Genomic DNA, 15,624 nt, shown 5'->3' on the forward strand with positions numbered 1-15,624 from the left:
CCGCCCCCGTCAGGTCCTCCGACCGGGCGGGGGCGCGCCCGTCACTCCAGTTCGGCCGCCTCACCACTGAACACGACCGTCCCGCGCCGCAGTTCGTACACGATCGACGCCCGGCCGCGCAGCACCGGCGGCAACCGCTGTTCGGCCACGACCACGCACGCGTCCAACCCGCCCAGCAGTTCGTACGTGTGCGCCGCCACCGCGGGCGACATGCCCTGCGCCGGTTCGTCCACGAGCACCACACGCGCGCGTGCCAACAGGGCCCGGGAGAGCGCCAGCATCCGCTGCTCGCCCCCGGAGAGGGTGCCGGCCCGGCGGGGGAGGAGCGGTCCCAGCTGGGGGTAGGCGTCCAGGGCGAAGTCATGGTCCCGCGCGGCGAGTTCGAGGTTCTCGTGGACAGTGAGTGACCCGAACACGGCCTGCCGTTCCGGTACGAGACACAGCCCCCGGCGCGCTCGTTCGTACGCGGGCATACGGGTCACATCGGTGCCGTCCCACACCACCGCACCGCCCGAGAGCGCGACCGTACCGGCGAGGGCGCGCAGGGCAGTTGTACGGCCCGAGCCGTTGCGGCCCAGCAGGACGGTGAGTCCGTGAGCGGGAGCGGCGAGGGTGACGCCGTGCAGGGCTTCGAGGGGGCCGTAGCGCACGCGCGCGTGGCGTAGGGCGATGGTCATACGGGGCTCTCCCGGGCATCCGGCGTATCGAGGACGTGACGGGGCGGGCCGGAGGAGACGATGCGTCCCGCGGCCATCACATGGACCACGTCGGCGAGGTCGGCGACCAGATCGAGGTCGTGCTCCACGACGAGCAGCGCGGTGCCCTCGGCGGCGAGCGCCCGCAACACCAGGGTCAGCGCGGCCACTTCGGCGGTGTCGAGCCCGGCGGCGGGCTCGTCGAGCAGCAGCACGCGGGGGCCGCCGGCGAACGCGCGAGCCAACTCGACCCGGCGCAGGATCCCGGTAGGCAGGTCGGCGGCGGGCAGCGACCGTACGTCCCCGTCGAGCCCGAACAGCCGCAACGCCCGCTCCGCGGCACCCGGTTCGGCGACCCGGCCCTGCTCGGCACCCACGCGCACGTTCTCGGCGACGGTCAACGAGGGGAACACGGCGAGCTGTTGAAAGGTCCGGGCGACCCCGAGCCGGGTGCGTGCATGCGCGGCCAGCCTGGTGATGTCCCGTCCCCCGAGTCGAACGTGCCCCCGCGCGGGCCGCAGGGTCCCGGCCAGACAGTGGAACAGGGTGCTCTTTCCAGCCCCGTTGGGCCCGACGACAGCGGTGATCTGCCCGGCCCGCACGACGAGATCGACCCCGTCGAGCGCGGTGAAACCGCCGTAGCGGGCGTGGAGGGTGTGGGCGGTGAGGAGGGGTGGGGTGGGGAGTGTCCGTGTCGGGGCGAGGCGGGGCCGGGAGCGGAGTGAGGTTGATTCCGGAGCGGGGCTGGGAGCCCGCACATCTTCGGGTGGGTGCACGTTTGTGGTGGGCGGGGTGGGTGCCGCGTCCCGGTGCGACAGTTCCGCCGCCTCGTGCTGTCGTCCGGGGTCGGCGGCGCGTGGCTTCCCAGGGGCGGATTCGGCTGGGTGTGCAACACCCTTGTGGGCGGCGGCCGTTGCGTCCGCGCCGCCCTGTTGCCGGGGTCCGGTGTCCTGATCCCACCCGGCTTCGGGCCGCGCTGGGGGCGCAACGCCTTTGCGGGGCAACGCCGTTGTGCTCGGCTCGCCCAGCTGTCCTGTCCCGGGGGTGCGCCCTCGCGGGTCCCGCGCCCCGGACGCTCGCCTGGCGTCGCGCTCTGCTCGGCGCGCAACACCCTTATGTGCGGCTGCCGTTGAGCCCGCCAGCATCGGCGCACCCGCCACCCGCAACCTCCTCCGCACCCCCACCCCCAACGCCGTGAGCCGCACCCTCCGTCGAGCCCGCAGCCGCCCCGCCGCCACCCGCAACGCCTCGTACGGCCCTCCGGGAAACCGCCCCACGCACACCGCCAACACCCCGATCAGCGCCGCCGCCACCCCGCCGCGCGCACCCGCGTCCAGTCCGACCAGCAGGGCCGCGGCAGCGAGCGCGCCCAGGGTGCTGTCGGCGCCCAGGACGATCACCGCGGCGAACCAGAGCAGGCTGCGGACGGGGTCGTAGGCCGAGGGGTCGAAGGCGCGTACGCCCATCGCGAGCATGCCGCCGCCCAGGGCGGCCAGAGCGGCGCCCGCGACGAAGGCCAGGAGTTTCAGGGACGGGACCTGGACGCCCGCCGCGGACGCGCCCTGTTCGTGGTCGCGCAGGGCGGCGAGGGCACGGCCCGTGCGCCCCCGGCGCAGGGCGTGGGTGGCCAGCAACGCGGTTGCCAGGAGAGTGAGTTCGAGGGCGTAGTAGGTGCGGTCGTCCTCGAAGCCGGACGGGCGGGCCAGCGACAGGCCCGACGTGGCGTACGGCTGGGCGAAGACGAAGCGGCTCACCCCGACGCCGACCGCGAAGGTCGCGAGGGCGAGGGACAGGCCGTGGCGGCCGATCGCGGGCCAGCCGGTCAACAGGCCCAGGGGAGCCACCAGGAGCACCGCCACCGCCAGCGCGGCCAGTTCGGGCAGGCGGGGGAGGAGCGGGAAGCGGCCCGCCGCCAGCAGTGCCGTGAACAGGGCGCCCAGGCCCGCGTACGCCGCCTGCCCCAGCGAGAGCTGACCGCCGCGTCCGGTGACCACCACCAGGGACAGCAACACCACGCCCAGCGCCGGGACTTGGACTGACGTGTGCAGGTCCGAGCCCGTGAGACCCAAGGGGAGGAGAAACAGCACCCCGGCCACGAGCCAGGCACCCGGAGGCGTCGCGATACGGGCTGTCGCCGTATGAGGGAGGGCGTCCCGAGAGCCGAGACCCGGCAGTATCAGCGCCGCCACCAACAGGGCTACCACGAACAGGTTCGCGCCCGCCGCCTGCACCAAATCACCGCCCCGGCCCGGCAGATGAAACCTCGTCAACTGGCTCTGCCCGACCCCGATCCCCAGCGCCACCACCACCGCGACCGGCAGGCTCCGCATCCGCGCCGCCACCGCGACCGCCATCACCTCCATGACGAGCAGCGGCAGGCCGTACGGGTCCAGGCGCACGTACGGGGCGAGGAGCACGCCCGTCAGGCCCGCCGTGAAGGAACCGAACGCCCAGCCCGCCGCGGCCACCCGGTCCGCGTCCACGCCACCCAGGACCGCGAGTCGGCGGTCGTCCACGACGGCCCGCAGCTCCCGCCCGAACCGCGTCCAGCGGATCACCGCCCCCACTCCGGCGGCCAGCACGAGCACCACCGCCAACTGCCCCCAGGGATCGGCCGACACCAGCTCCGGCGCGTCGTCCCGCGCCCCCTGCCCCCACACCAGCGCGGCCCCGCCGACCAGCAGCACGAACACCCCGATGGACGCGACCAGTGTCCGCGCCGGATCGCCGCCCAGGACCGACAGCGGTCGGAAGACGAACCGTTCCGACAGCACCCCGATACCCGGCGCGAGGAACAGCAGCGTCACCACCGCGCCCAGCCACGACGGCCAGCCCCATCCGACCACGCACTGCCGCAGCACGTACGCGCAGACCATCGCGATCGCGCCGTGCGCGAAGTTGAGGACGCCGGTCGCCCGGTACGTCACGATCAGGCCGATCCCGGTGAGCGCGGCGGCGCTGCCGACGGAGAGGCCGGCGAGGGTGAGGTCGTAGGTGAAGGAGGACATGGGGACTTCAGTCGTCGGCTTCGGCGGGTTCGCAGATCGGGCAGGGGCTCAACTCGCCGTTCGCCACCAGCTTCGCGTCCACCGGCACCGCCTCCGGCTTCCCGGCGACCAACGGACAGTCCGCGCGGTGCCACAAGGTGCCGCCGGGCACCATCAGCAGGTCCCCGCTGATTGCCACGGGCGCCGCGGCGGCCTGTGCGGACTCCTCGACGTCGCTCGCTTCGGCGGCCACGAGAAGGCCGTACAGCTCCTCCACGCGCGCGGCGGCGAGGGCGCCGCGGCCGTGGGTGAGCAGGACCGCGGCGGCGACGATCAGCGCGGCGCCGGGGATCGTGCAGGAGGCCAGGTAGGGGAGTTGGCGTTCCGCGTAGCGCTCGCCGGAGACGCCGTACCAGCCGAGCACGCACAGGACCGCGCCCGCGGCGAGCGCGGCCCAGCCGGCCCAGCGGGCGGGGTGCACGGTCCGCAGTCGGGCTGTCCGCATTTACGGCCCCCACACGTCGGGTGTCTGTCCATGCCGGCCAATGGCTTGCACTATGCCTTCTGACACCTGACCTGAAAACACCGGGCGAGCACGGCCCGGAACGACACCCGGCGGTGAGCCAGATGGTTCTCGGGAGCGACCTCAGGCGAAGGAACACAAGGCCCGTGCGGGGCACGGTGGTTGCGGCCACCCTGGTCCTCGTGCTCGGCCCGGCCCTGGCGGCCTGCGGTGACGACAGCGGGGGAGGCGACAGCGCGCCGCCGCCCACTCCTCCCGTCGAGCGGACGACGAGCGCACCGGCGACCGCGCCCGCTGACCCCGCCGCCGCGACGACCCGGATCAGGGCCAACTGGAAGAAGTTCTTCGACCCGGCCGCCTCCACCCAGGACAAACAGGCCGTCCTGGAGAACGGCGACAAGATGGGCACGGTCCTGAAGGCATTCAGCGGCGACAAGCGCGGCGGGCAGGTCCAAGCGGTCGTCCAGAAGGTCGCGTTCACGTCGGCGACCCGGGCGACCGTGACCTACAGCCTCACCCTGAACGGCGCCACCGCCCTGCCGAACGCCTCCGGGACGGCCGTCGAGCAGGACGGCACCTGGAAGGTGTCCGTCAACACCCTGTGCGCGCTGGTGGCGTTGAGCGGCGATGCCTCGCAGTCGCCCGGGGCGGGCTGCTGAGGCCGCTGTCGCGGTGCTGTTGCTCCTGGGGAGCGCGGCCTGCGGCAGCCGCCTCCCGGAGAGCGACTTCGAGCACGGCAACTCCCGTACGCCCGCACCCAGTAGCGACACGCCGATCCGGGTCGGCATCATCACCAGCGCGACCAGCCCGGTCGGCGGCGACACGTTCACCGGTCCCCGCGACGGCGCCAAGGCCTACTTCGACCGCCTCGACGCGCGCGGGGGCATCGACGGGCACCCGGTCGAGGTGCGCCTGTGCGACGACGGCGGCAGCGGTGTCGGCAACAACGCGTGCGTGCACCAGCTGATCGACGGGGCCGATGGGGATGCCGTCGTCGCCCTGGTCGCCACCAGCGCCCTCGACTACGCGGGCGCCTCCCGCGTCTCCCACGCGCGCGTGCCCGACATCGGCGGCCAGCCCATCGGGGCCGCCTACGACACCTGGCCGCACCTGTACGGCATCTACGGCAGCCTCGCGCCCCGGGCCGGGACACCCGGCTGGGGCGGGCGGCTGTACGGCGGCACGGAGGTCTACCGGTACTTCAAGCGCGAGCGGGGCGCCCGTACCGCCGCCGTCGTGTCGTACAACCAGGCCGCGTCCGCCGCCTACGCTCGCCTCGTCGAGCAGGGTCTGAAGGCCGAGGGGTACAAGGTCGTCACCGAGCAGGTCGACTTCGCGCTGCCCAACTTCCGTGCCGTGGCGGCCGACTTGAAGGAGCAGGGCGCCGACCTGGTCTTCGACGCCATCGACACCCACGGGAACGCCCAGCTGTGCGAGGCGATGGACGAGGTCGGCGCGAAGGTCGTCGCCAAGGTGACGAACGTACAGAACTGGACATCCACCGTCCCGGAGGACTACAAAAACGCCCCGCGCTGCCGCAACGCCCTGTGGGCGACCGGGTCCAGCCGGGACTTCGACGACACCTCCCAGGCGGCCGTACGGGAGTTCCGGGACGCGACCGAGGGGCTGAAGACGCATTCCCAGTGGCAGTTGGAAGGGTGGGCGGCGGCGATGTGGTTCACGGACGCGGCCAAGGAGTGCGCGAAGTCGAAAACGGGCGTCACGCGCGCGTGCGTCGACGGGTTCATGAACCGGAGCGAGGGCTACACCGCCGACGGGCTGTTGGTTCCGGTCTCTTTCGAGCGGCTAGCCGAACCGCCGAGGACACGCAGGACCTGCCTGTCCGTGGCCCGCTGGCAGGACGGCAGGGGGTGGGTCCCGCAAGGGGACATGAACAACACCTGTTTCGACGTGCCACAACTGCCGTACCGCCCTTGATGGAGACTTCGACCATGTTGGAGACCTCGGCACGACTCCTGCGCCTGCTCTCGCTGCTCCAGGCCCACCGCGAGTGGTCCGGCGCCGACCTGGCCGACCGGCTCGGGGTCACCCCGCGGACCGTGCGCCGGGACGTGGACCGGCTGCGGGAGCTGGGGTATCCCGTCAACGCCAGTCCCGGCACGGGGGGCGGCTACCAGCTGGGCGCGGGCGCCGAGTTGCCGCCGCTGCTGCTGGACGACGACGAGGCGGTCGCCGTGGCGGTCGGGCTGCGCACCGCCGCCGGGCAGGGCATCGAGGGCATCGGGGAGACCTCCGTACGCGCCCTCACCAAGCTCGAACAGGTGCTGCCGAGCCGGTTGCGCCGCCGGGTGGGCGCCCTCAACGCGTTCACCGTGCCGATGCTGCACAACACGCTGCCGTCCGCCGTCGACCCGGCCGTGCTGACCGAGCTGGCCGCGCTGTGCCGGGACGCCGAGCGGCTGCGCTTCGACTACGAGAGCCACGACGGCACGCCCACCCGCCGCAGCGTCGAACCGCACCGCCTGGTGTGCACCGAGCGGCGCTGGTACCTGGTCGCCTGGGACCTGGACCGCGAGGACTGGCGCACCTTCCGCGTCGACCGCGTCACGCCCCGGCCGCCGCACGGGCCGCGCTTCACCCCGCGCGAGCCACCGGCCGAGGACCTCGCCGCGCACGTCTCGAAAGGGATCTCCACGCGCGCGTACGCCTCGCACGCCGTCGTCCGGCTGCTCGTGCCCCTCCAGGAGGCGGCCGAGCGGATCTCACCGTCCGGCGGGACGCTGGAGGCCGACGGACCGGACGCCTGTCTGCTGCGGACCGGGGCCCCGAACCTCGACCTGATGGTGGTCCACGTGATGATGATGGGCTTCGACTTCGAGGTCCTGGAGCCCGTCGAGCTGGCCGAGAGGATCAGGACGGCCCGGGACCTGCTGACCCGCGCGCTGGACCGGCACGACCCGGGTGCCCACGGCGATTCTGCGCCGGAACGGTGAAACTCTTATGCGGCGTCAGCTCCCGCCGTACCGCGCGGAATCGGAATGGAAAGGGGCGTCCGGCCGGTTCTGGCGGCACTTTCCGCGGGGCTATTCGGGGAGCCGGACCGACATGCGGGAATTACGTTCGAATGCCTGCGGAAGGCGTACGGAACCGCTCATACGTGTGAGGGATGCAGAACAAAACACACGTCCTGATCCTGTGACAGAAGTGTGACCGGAGGGGGACGGAGTGAGCGCAAGAGGGGCTAGCGTGGCGGGCATGGCATCCATTCCGACTCCACCGGCAGAGCCCCAGGACAGTCCGAACAGCTATGTGGGTCTCGACGCGACAGAGGCTGAGCGGCTCGCGCGGGAGCGTGGCTGGCCGACCGTGCGGTCGCTGCCGCCGGGGGCGATCATCACCATGGAGTTCCGCGTGGGACGGCTCAACTTCGAGGTCAAGGACGGCACGGTGGCGCGCGCCTGGAAGGGCTGAGCGCGGATGTGACGAAGGCCCCTGTTCCGCGGGCGGAACGGGGGCCTTCTTGATGCGCGGGGATGGTTGTGCGTACCGGCCCCGCGGTCTGGGGGTGGGGGTCAGCCGCCCGTCGCCGGACGGGCGGTGGCCGTGGCCGGGCTGGTGCCGCGCGCCACGCGGTCCGGGTGCGGCGGGCGGCGGCTGCCGATCGGGGTGACCGGGGTGCGCTCCGAGCGGGTCGTGTGCGGGCCCGGGGCGAGATGGGCGGGTGGTCGGGCCGAACGGCTCGCGGTGACCGTCTCACGGGCCGCCGGGACCTCGTCGCCCGAGGCGGAGGTGCGCGGCTTGAGCAGTACCGGCGCGGTGACCGGGGAGGCGGGCACCGGTGCGGGCGCCGTGCCGCCGCGACGGGCGCGCCAGCGGTCGCGCAGGTCGAAGATCCGGGTCTCGGCCAGGGCGATCAGCGGCTCGCACCACGGGAGGGCGAGCAGGACCAGCAGACCGGCGGCCCAGCCGAGCAGCACGTCGCTCAGCCAGTGCGTGCCGAGGTAGACCGTGGCGAGACCGACGCCGAGCGAGGTCACCGCGGACGCGGCGGACAGCCAGCGGCGGGCGGCCGGCGTGGAGGCCAGATACGCCAGGATTCCCCAGGTCACGACCGCGTTGGCGGTGTGGCCGCTGGGAAATATATCGCCGCCGAGACCCATCTCGTTCGAGCCGATGACGGTGGCGTAGTGCGGGCCGAGACGGCCCATGCCGAGCTTGGCCGCGCCGACCGTGATGTTCAGCAGCAGCAGCAGGGTGCCCAGGGTCAGCAGCGGGCGCAGCGTGTGCTGCCGCCAGGAGCGCCAGCCCAGCCAGGCCGCGACCATCACCGCGGTCGGGCCGCGCTGGCCCAGGACCACGTAGTAGTCGACGAACCAGTGGATGCCGGCCCACTGCTGGTACGGCCGGAAGAACATGACCTGCCAGTCGAACCGGACCAGCCAGGACGTGGTCACGACGAGCCACACGATCGCCAGGTAGAAGGCCAGGGTCGCCACGAAGAGCACGACCCTGTGCCGGCTCATCTTCGGCACATCGATGTTGGCCGGCCGTTCGGGTTCACGGTCCAGCCTCGCGAACACCCGGTCCAGACGGGTGAGGTTTCGTTCGGTACGCACTCAATCGACGTTACAGCGAGTGAGTGTGGATCCCCGTCGAATCAGCGGCTTTGTGATGACGATGTGATGTGGGAAAGCTCTCAGACGCAGGTTTATTTCCAAGGATTCCGCAATCCAGGACGGCTCCGTCCTGCAATTCCTTTGATCATGCCGGGGCCGAGTTTTAAGGCCCTTATGAATTAGTTCACCAAATGCTGGGGTGAAATTGGCCGGGCGCTCATGGAGCGTGACGAGTGGATCATGGGGCGTGACGGGTGGATCATGGTGGACCGGAACCGTTCAGCCAGAACGCCCCGTACACGGCCGACGCCACCGCGACACCGGCCACCACCCACGCTGACCTGGACGTACGCAGCCGGGCCAGCGCGAGCGCGAGGGGGAGCAGCAGGGGGAAGGCGGGCATCAGCAGGCGCGGTTTCGAGCCGAAGTAGCTCGACGCGCACAGCGCGAGCGCGGTGACGACGCCGGTGTACACCAGAAGCGGCAGCGGCTGGCCCTGCCGGACGCCCACGACGTACAGCCAGAGCACCAGCCCGACCCCGACGATCAGCCCCACCCCGGCCAGCGCCGAGGGGAACGACGTGAACTTCTCGCCGACGAAACGGGCGAAGGCGGCACCCCCGTCGAAACCGTTGCGCCAGCCCGCCTGCACGTCGAGATAGCCCAGCGGACCCTTGCCGGTGCGGTGGCCGACCCACAGGACGTACCCGGCGGCGCCCAGGGGCGCGATCACCATCCCGAGGGCGCGCGACCAGACCCGCACGCCGGGCGCGGGCGCCGTGCTGCGGTCCCGCACGAACGAGGCCTCCGTGCGCGGGGCGAATCCGGTGAACCGCGAGGCGAGCCCGGTGAACGAGGTGATGCCCGCGACCCACACCGCCGCGACCACCGCGAGCCCCACGGGCCGCGTCAGCCCGGCCAGCAGGGCGAGCGCGCCCGCCGTCACCCAGCGGCCGGTCAGCACGGCGTACAGCGACCAGGCGGCGAGCGCCGTGAAGAGCGACTCGCTGTACGCCATCGACTGCACGATCCCCACCGGCAGTACGGCCCACAGCAGCACGGCACACACGCCCACCCGTCTCCCACCACCACCCTTCCGAGGCCGCGCTTCGCGCCCTTCTTGATTCCGACGGCCGTAGACATGCTCCACGACCGCGAAGATCCCCCAGGCCGCCGCGAGCGAGGCGAGCAGGCTCACCACGAGACCGCCGTCGGCGTACGACAGCGGGGACACCGCGTGCATGAACCTTTCCAGCCAGGGCAACAGCGGGAAGAAGGCGAGGTTCGAGTGGACGTCGCCGTTCGGGAGGCGGACCTCGTAGCCGTAACCGAGGTCGGCGACCCGCGTGTACCAGAGGGCGTCCCACCGGGCGGTCAGCAAGGTGTGGGCGCTCTTGCCGCGCGCCGCGCTCCACACCGCGAGCACCACCAGGCCCAGGGTGCGGACGGCGGCGTACCCGAGAAGGGCCGGGGCCGCCCGGCGCAGAGGTGCAGCGAGATCGGTCACGGACCCGATTATCGAGGGCACGCCGAACCGGCAGGTCCGGCGGGGGCGTGGTCCACAGAAGGGTGAGTGGTGTACGCCACACGTGTTCTCCGGGGAGTGTGAGAGGTCCACCACGTGGCATTGGCGTGAACTCGCGTACGCTGACGGCTCACTCGCCTTCGTTGCGCGGGTCGGAGACACCGCTCCTCTCCGGCCGCAGTCACGGGGAGTCCCCACCCCGTGAGCCCCGCCGAACGCGAGGGAACATCTGGGAGGTAGTACATGTCCGGGACGACCACGGCCGCCGCAGCGCTGCGCCGTCGGGCGGCCGGGGCCGGTGCCAACCGCTGGGTCGTCCTCGTCGTCCTCTGCGTCAGCCTGCTGCTCGTCGCGCTCGACGCCACCGTGCTCCATGTCGCGGTGCCCGCCGTCACCGAGGACCTCAAACCCGGCGCGATAGAGCTGCTCTGGATCGTCGACGTCTATCCACTGGTCTGCGCCTCGCTCCTCATCCTCTTCGGCACCCTCGGCGACAGAGTGGGCCGCAGACGGATCCTCCTTCTCGGCTACGGCCTCTTCGGCGTCGCCTCCGGCCTCGCGGCCCTCGCCCATGACGCCCAGGTCCTGATCCTCGCGCGGGCGCTGCTCGGCGTCGGCGGCGCGATGATCATGCCCGCCACGCTCTCGATCCTCCGCCAGGTCTTCCCCGATCGGCGTGAGCGGGCGGTGGCGATCGGCGTGTGGAGCGCGGTGGCGGCGGTCGGCGCGGCGGTGGGTCCGCTGCTCGGCGGGTTCCTGCTGGAGCACTTCTGGTGGGGCTCGGTCTTCCTCGTCAACATCCCCCTGATGCTGATCAGCCTCCCGATCGGCAGGCTCCTCCTCCCCGAGTCCCGCGGTGATCGCAACGGCCCGTGGGACGTCGTCGGCGCGCTCATGGCCGCGGGCGGTCTCTTCGGCGCCGTCTTCGGCGTGAAGCGGCTCGGTGGCGGGGAGCCGGTGGAGAGCGGGTGGACCGTGGCCCCGCTGCTCGTGGGCGCGGTGCTGCTGGTTCTCTTCGTACGACGGCAACGGCGCCATACGCATCCGCTGGTGGACCTCAAGATGTTCCGCAAGCCCGCGTTCAGCACGTCCGTCGGCTGCATCGTGCTGGCGATGCTGGCGCTGGTGGGCCTGGAGCTGATCGCGGCACAGTACCTGCAACTGGTCCTCGGCCTGTCGCCCTTCCAGACGGGTCTACGGCTGCTGCCGCTGACGTTCGCGGCGATGGCGGCGGGGTTGTTCGGGGCGCGGATGCTCCGGCGGTTCGGGCCGCGCCGGATGGTGTGCTTCGGCTTCTGCCTGACCGCTTTCTCGGTGCTGACGCTGACCGCGATGGGCGAGCGGGACAACGCGGGGCTGCTGCTCTTCGGGTTTCTGCTGCTCGGGTTCGGGCTGGAGATGACGCTCTTCGGGGCGTACGAGTCGATGCTGAGCGAGGCGCCGCCGGCCCAGGCGGGGGGCGCGGCGGCGATGGGCGAGACCTCCTACCAACTCGGCGCGGGTATCGGCATCGCGCTCCTCGGCAGCGTCATGAACGCGGCGTACGCGCCCGGGTTGTCGTCCGTTCCCGGTGTACCGGCGTCCGCGTCGGCCTCGGCGGGGCATTCGCTGGGCGAGGCGTACGACGTCGCCGGGCGGCTCGGCGGGGTGCGGGGTGCCGCGCTGCGTGACGCGGCCCGGCACGCTTTCGTCCACGGCCTGCACGTCACGTTGCTCGTCAGCGCGGGGTTGCTGCTGCTGGGTGCGGTGATGGCGCTGCGGTTGCCCCGGATCATGCACTGCGAGGCGACTCTGGCCGCGGTCCCCGCCCCCAGGGAAGTAGCAGAGTCCCGCATCTCAGCCTGATCAAAGGCGTTCTCCCACCCACGCACCACCCGTCCACGGGCGATGGAAGAGTGACCGTGTCGTGGGGCCCACTCACCGGCTGCGGCCTGCGGGCCTGAGCTTTGAGGTTGGGGCGGACCCCGGCGCGGTCGCCCGCGGGGGCGGTGCGCTGGACTCGTGGCACCGGGGGTCGTAACGTCGGGGCCGTTGTCGTAACTAGCGGTGATAGTTTTTAGCGCCGGAGGCTCTGTCATGACTGTGTCCTCGAAGTTGCCCCCCTTTGATCCCGCCGACCCCCTCGGCATCGATGACCTGCTGGACCCCGAGGACCTCGCGATCCGGGACACCGTCCGGGCGTGGGCCGCGGACCGGGTGCTGCCGTACGTCGCGGAGTGGTACGAGAAGGGGGAGTTGCCCGGGATCCGGGACCTCGCTCGCGAACTCGGTGGCATCGGGGCGCTCGGGATGTCGCTCGACGGGTACGGGTGCGCCGGGGCTTCCGCCGTCCAATACGGGCTCGCCTGCCTGGAGTTGGAGGCCGCCGACTCCGGAATCAGATCGCTCGTGTCGGTGCAGGGTTCCCTCGCGATGTACGCCATCCACCGCTTCGGGAGCGAGGAGCAGAAGCAGGCCTGGCTGCCGAGCATGGCCTCCGGTGACGTCATCGGCTGCTTCGGGCTCACCGAACCCGACCACGGTTCCGACCCCGGCGCCATGCGCACCTACGCCAAGCGCGACGGTGGCGACTGGGTCCTCAACGGCCGCAAGATGTGGATCACCAACGGGTCCGTGGCCGGCGTCGCCGTCGTATGGGCGCAGACCGACGACGGCATCCGCGGCTTCGTCGTACCCACCGACAGCGGTGGCTTCTCCGCGCCGGAGATCAAGCACAAGTGGTCACTCCGCGCATCCGTCACCAGCGAACTCGTCCTCGACGACGTCCGGTTGCCCACCGACGCCGTGCTGCCGGAGGTCGTAGGACTGAAGGGGCCGCTCGGCTGTTTGTCGCACGCCCGTTACGGAATCGTGTGGGGTGCGATGGGCGCGGCGCGCGCTTCCTTCGAGTCCGCGGTCGCGTACGCGAAGACGCGGGAGCAGTTCGGGCGGCCCATCGGCGGCTTCCAGCTCACCCAGGCCAAGCTCGCCGACATGGCGGTCGAACTGCACAAGGGGATTCTGCTCGCCCATCACCTGGGGCGGCGCATGGACGCCGGGCGCCTGCGTCCCGAGCAGGTCAGCTTCGGCAAGCTGAACAACGTACGAGAGGCCATCGAGATCTGTCGTACGGCACGGACGATCCTCGGTGCCAACGGGATCTCGCTGGAGTACCCGGTGATGCGGCACGCGACGAACCTGGAGTCGGTGCTCACGTACGAGGGCACCGTCGAGATGCACCAGCTCGTGCTGGGCAAGGCGCTCACCGGACTCGACGCCTTCCGCTAGGAAGACCCGAAGTCCTGTTCAACCCTGCGGGAGGCAGGGCCGGTAAGCGGCCCTGCCTCAGCTCTGGTTGAAGAACCCGTCCTCACGGCGCACGGCGGGGTCGCCGCTGACGATCTCCGTGTTGGCGGGGGTCAGCAGGAAGACACGGTTCGCGACCCGCTCGATGGTGCCGCGCAGGCCGAAGGTGAGGCCGGCCGCGAAGTCGACCACGCGCTTGGCGTCGGTCGCCTCCATCGCCGTGAGGTTCACGATCACCGGGACCCCTTCCCGGAACAGCTCGCCGATCGCGCGGGCGTCACGGAAGCTGTCCGGGGTGACCGTGCCGATCCGCCGGCCCTTCACCTCGGCGACGTCCTCCGCCACCTTCACCCGCGGATCCGTGACCCAGGCATCCCCGGGCTGCTCGGTCCCTTCGGAGTAGTCGTCGTCGTAGTAGCGCTCGTCGTCGTTGTCGTCAACGAGTCCAAGCCAAGCACTCGCCTTGCGTACCGATCCCATGGACGCCTCCTCTCACAGCGGTCTTACTTGCTTTCCGCATCCCTATGGTCATCCATGATGCGGATCGCGCGCCAAGTGGATAGACGCCGCGCGGGGGGTTTGTGACGCTACTGGTGCACAGCCAATACGTCGAGGGCCCCCGTGTATCAAGGGTGTTGCTGGACACGGCTGCTGACTGAGAGTGAAATATGATTCTTCCCGGCGTCCGGGTGACGGTTGGTGCGTACGGGTGAACGAGGTGGTCGATACGAAGCGGCTGCTCAACGCCCGGTCAGTTGCCATATCGATCTCCGGATGCCCAGTCAGATGTCGTTCACGCCACGGGGGGTTGTCGTGTTCGGAATGGTCAGGCCTTGCAGTCACCGGCTCGGTGAAAGCCTCAAGGCCCAGTGGATGGCGCATTTGTGCGGGCTGTGTCTCGCGCTGCGCGGTGATCACGGGCAGTTCGCGAGGATTGTCACGAACTACGACGGTCTGCTCCTCTCGGTCCTGACGGAGGCTCAGGCCGATCGCGCGGGCGGCGGATGGCGTCGTACGGCCGGGCCCTGCCCGTTGCGCGGGATGCGGACCGCGTCCGTCGCGCAGGGCGAGGGGGCGCGGCTCGCGGCGGCCGTCTCACTGGTGCTGGCCTCCGCCAAGGTGCGTGACCACGTCGCCGACGGGGACGGGTTGCTGGCCCGCGGGCCGGTGGCGCTGGCCGCGCGGCGGGTCGCGGGGAGCTGGGGGCGGGCCGGGGCGCGGACGGGGTCCGCGGTCGGATTCGACGCCGCCGTGCTCGTCGACGCCGTGGAGAGGCAGTTCGGCATCGAGTCCCTGGCCGGTCCCGGGACGCCGATCCTGACCGTCACCGAACCGACCGAGACCGCCACCGCGGCCGCCTTCGCGCACACCGCGATCCTGGCCGGACGGCCCGGCAACGCCGCACCGCTCGCCGAGGCCGGACGCCTCTTCGGCCGGCTCGCACATCTCCTGGACGCCGTGGAGGACAAGGAGACCGACGCCGCGTCGGGCGCCTGGAACCCCCTCACGGCGACCGGCACCCCGCTCACCGAGGCCCGCCGGCTCGCCGACGACGCGCTGCACGGGATACGGCTCGCGCTGCGGGAGACGGTCTGGGGGTCTGGGGTCTCCCCAGAAAGGCACAGCACCGACGGCAAGCTGGCGCATCTGCTGCTCGCGCACGAACTGGGGCGCTCGGTGGACCGGGCCTTCGGCACCCAGTCGTGCGGGCACGGGGCCGGGTACGGGCACGTGGCGGAGCCGCAGGGTGCCTTCGGGCCGCCGCGGACTCCGTACCTGCCGGGCGATCCGCGGCACGACGGCAATCCCTACGGCGGTGAGCCGCCGCGGCCCGACAGGCGCGGGTTCTGGGCCGGGTGCGCCGTGGCCATCGGGCTGTGCTGCACCTGCAAGGTGTGCTGCGCGGACGAGTTCGAGGGGCCGTGGTCCGGGCGGCGGCGCGAGGGATGCCGCTCCAGCTGTGATTGCTCGTGCTGCGACGCGTGCGAATGCTGCGAATGTTGTGAATGTCTGTCGTGCTGCGACTGCTGAA

At 71.6% G+C, this 15,624-nt stretch carries 12 protein-coding genes and 1 pseudogene; 7 read left to right on the forward strand and 6 right to left on the reverse strand.

Going from position 1 to position 15,624, the window contains the following annotated elements; translation table 11 throughout:
* Window positions 1–41: 41 nt before the first annotated feature.
* Genes OG226_RS37650 through OG226_RS37660 form a run of 3 tightly spaced genes read right to left on the reverse strand, consistent with a single transcriptional unit; the run spans window position 42 to window position 4,187 of the window.
* Complete coding sequence (locus tag OG226_RS37650) at window positions 42–677, reverse strand: ATP-binding cassette domain-containing protein (protein ID WP_329351349.1); 636 nt, start codon at window positions 675–677, stop codon at window positions 42–44.
* Window positions 674–3,703, reverse strand: coding sequence for an ABC transporter permease subunit (locus tag OG226_RS37655; protein ID WP_329351351.1), 3,030 nt, complete (start codon window positions 3,701–3,703; stop codon window positions 674–676). The genes OG226_RS37650 and OG226_RS37655 overlap by 4 nt, the downstream gene beginning before the upstream one ends.
* A gap of 7 nt (window positions 3,704–3,710) precedes the next feature.
* The gene (locus OG226_RS37660) at window positions 3,711–4,187 is read right to left on the reverse strand and encodes a hypothetical protein (RefSeq protein WP_329351353.1); all 477 of its coding nucleotides are present in this window, start codon (window positions 4,185–4,187) and stop codon (window positions 3,711–3,713) included.
* A gap of 122 nt (window positions 4,188–4,309) precedes the next feature.
* Between OG226_RS37660 and OG226_RS37665 the strand changes: the two genes are divergently transcribed.
* The 4 genes and pseudogenes from OG226_RS37665 to OG226_RS37680 all read left to right on the forward strand — a co-directional run bounded on the left by OG226_RS37665 (window position 4,310) and on the right by OG226_RS37680 (window position 7,637).
* Window positions 4,310–4,864, forward strand: coding sequence for a hypothetical protein (locus OG226_RS37665; RefSeq protein ID WP_329351354.1), 555 nt, complete (start codon window positions 4,310–4,312; stop codon window positions 4,862–4,864).
* Entirely contained in the window at window positions 4,833–6,143 is a 1,311-nt protein-coding gene (locus OG226_RS37670) for an ABC transporter substrate-binding protein (protein ID WP_329351356.1), read from the forward strand. Before OG226_RS37665 ends, OG226_RS37670 begins: the two co-directional genes overlap by 32 nt.
* Before the next feature lie 14 nt (window positions 6,144–6,157).
* Window positions 6,158–7,117, forward strand: a pseudogene (locus OG226_RS37675) (helix-turn-helix transcriptional regulator); the annotation flags it as partial.
* 304 nt (window positions 7,118–7,421) lie between these two features.
* The gene (locus OG226_RS37680) at window positions 7,422–7,637 is read left to right on the forward strand and encodes an I78 family peptidase inhibitor (RefSeq protein ID WP_266767229.1); all 216 of its coding nucleotides are present in this window, start codon (window positions 7,422–7,424) and stop codon (window positions 7,635–7,637) included.
* Window positions 7,638–7,738: 101 nt separating this feature from the next.
* On the opposite strand, the gene OG226_RS37685 is transcribed toward OG226_RS37680, so the two are convergent.
* A complete protein-coding gene (locus OG226_RS37685; protein WP_328684244.1) occupies window positions 7,739–8,782 on the reverse strand; it encodes a phosphatase PAP2 family protein in 1,044 nt (347 codons plus the stop codon).
* A gap of 259 nt (window positions 8,783–9,041) precedes the next feature.
* Window positions 9,042–10,289 carry a hypothetical protein gene (locus tag OG226_RS37690; RefSeq protein WP_329351358.1) on the reverse strand — a complete coding sequence of 416 codons (1,248 nt, stop codon included), beginning with the start codon at window positions 10,287–10,289 and terminating at the stop codon, window positions 9,042–9,044.
* Window positions 10,290–10,550: 261 nt separating this feature from the next.
* Here OG226_RS37690 and OG226_RS37695 point away from each other — a divergent pair, with 261 nt between their 5' ends.
* Window positions 10,551–12,152, forward strand: coding sequence for an MFS transporter (locus OG226_RS37695; protein ID WP_329351360.1), 1,602 nt, complete (start codon window positions 10,551–10,553; stop codon window positions 12,150–12,152).
* A 231-nt stretch (window positions 12,153–12,383) separates the two neighbouring features.
* Window positions 12,384–13,574, forward strand: coding sequence for an acyl-CoA dehydrogenase family protein (locus tag OG226_RS37700; protein WP_329351362.1), 1,191 nt, complete (start codon window positions 12,384–12,386; stop codon window positions 13,572–13,574).
* A 57-nt stretch (window positions 13,575–13,631) separates the two neighbouring features.
* Here the strand turns inward: OG226_RS37700 and OG226_RS37705 are convergent, their stop codons facing one another.
* Window positions 13,632–14,072: a cell division protein SepF gene (locus tag OG226_RS37705; protein WP_019059292.1), complete on the reverse strand. Its 441-nt coding sequence runs from the start codon at window positions 14,070–14,072 to the stop codon at window positions 13,632–13,634.
* Between the two features lie 333 nt (window positions 14,073–14,405).
* Between OG226_RS37705 and OG226_RS37710 the strand changes: the two genes are divergently transcribed.
* Complete coding sequence (locus OG226_RS37710; protein WP_329353636.1) at window positions 14,406–15,623, forward strand: DUF5685 family protein; 1,218 nt, start codon at window positions 14,406–14,408, stop codon at window positions 15,621–15,623.
* The last annotated feature ends 1 nt before the right edge of the window (window position 15,624 follow it).

The sequence above is a fragment of the Streptomyces sp. NBC_01261 genome, assembly GCF_036226385.1.
In the GTDB taxonomy this organism is placed as follows: domain Bacteria; phylum Actinomycetota; class Actinomycetes; order Streptomycetales; family Streptomycetaceae; genus Streptomyces.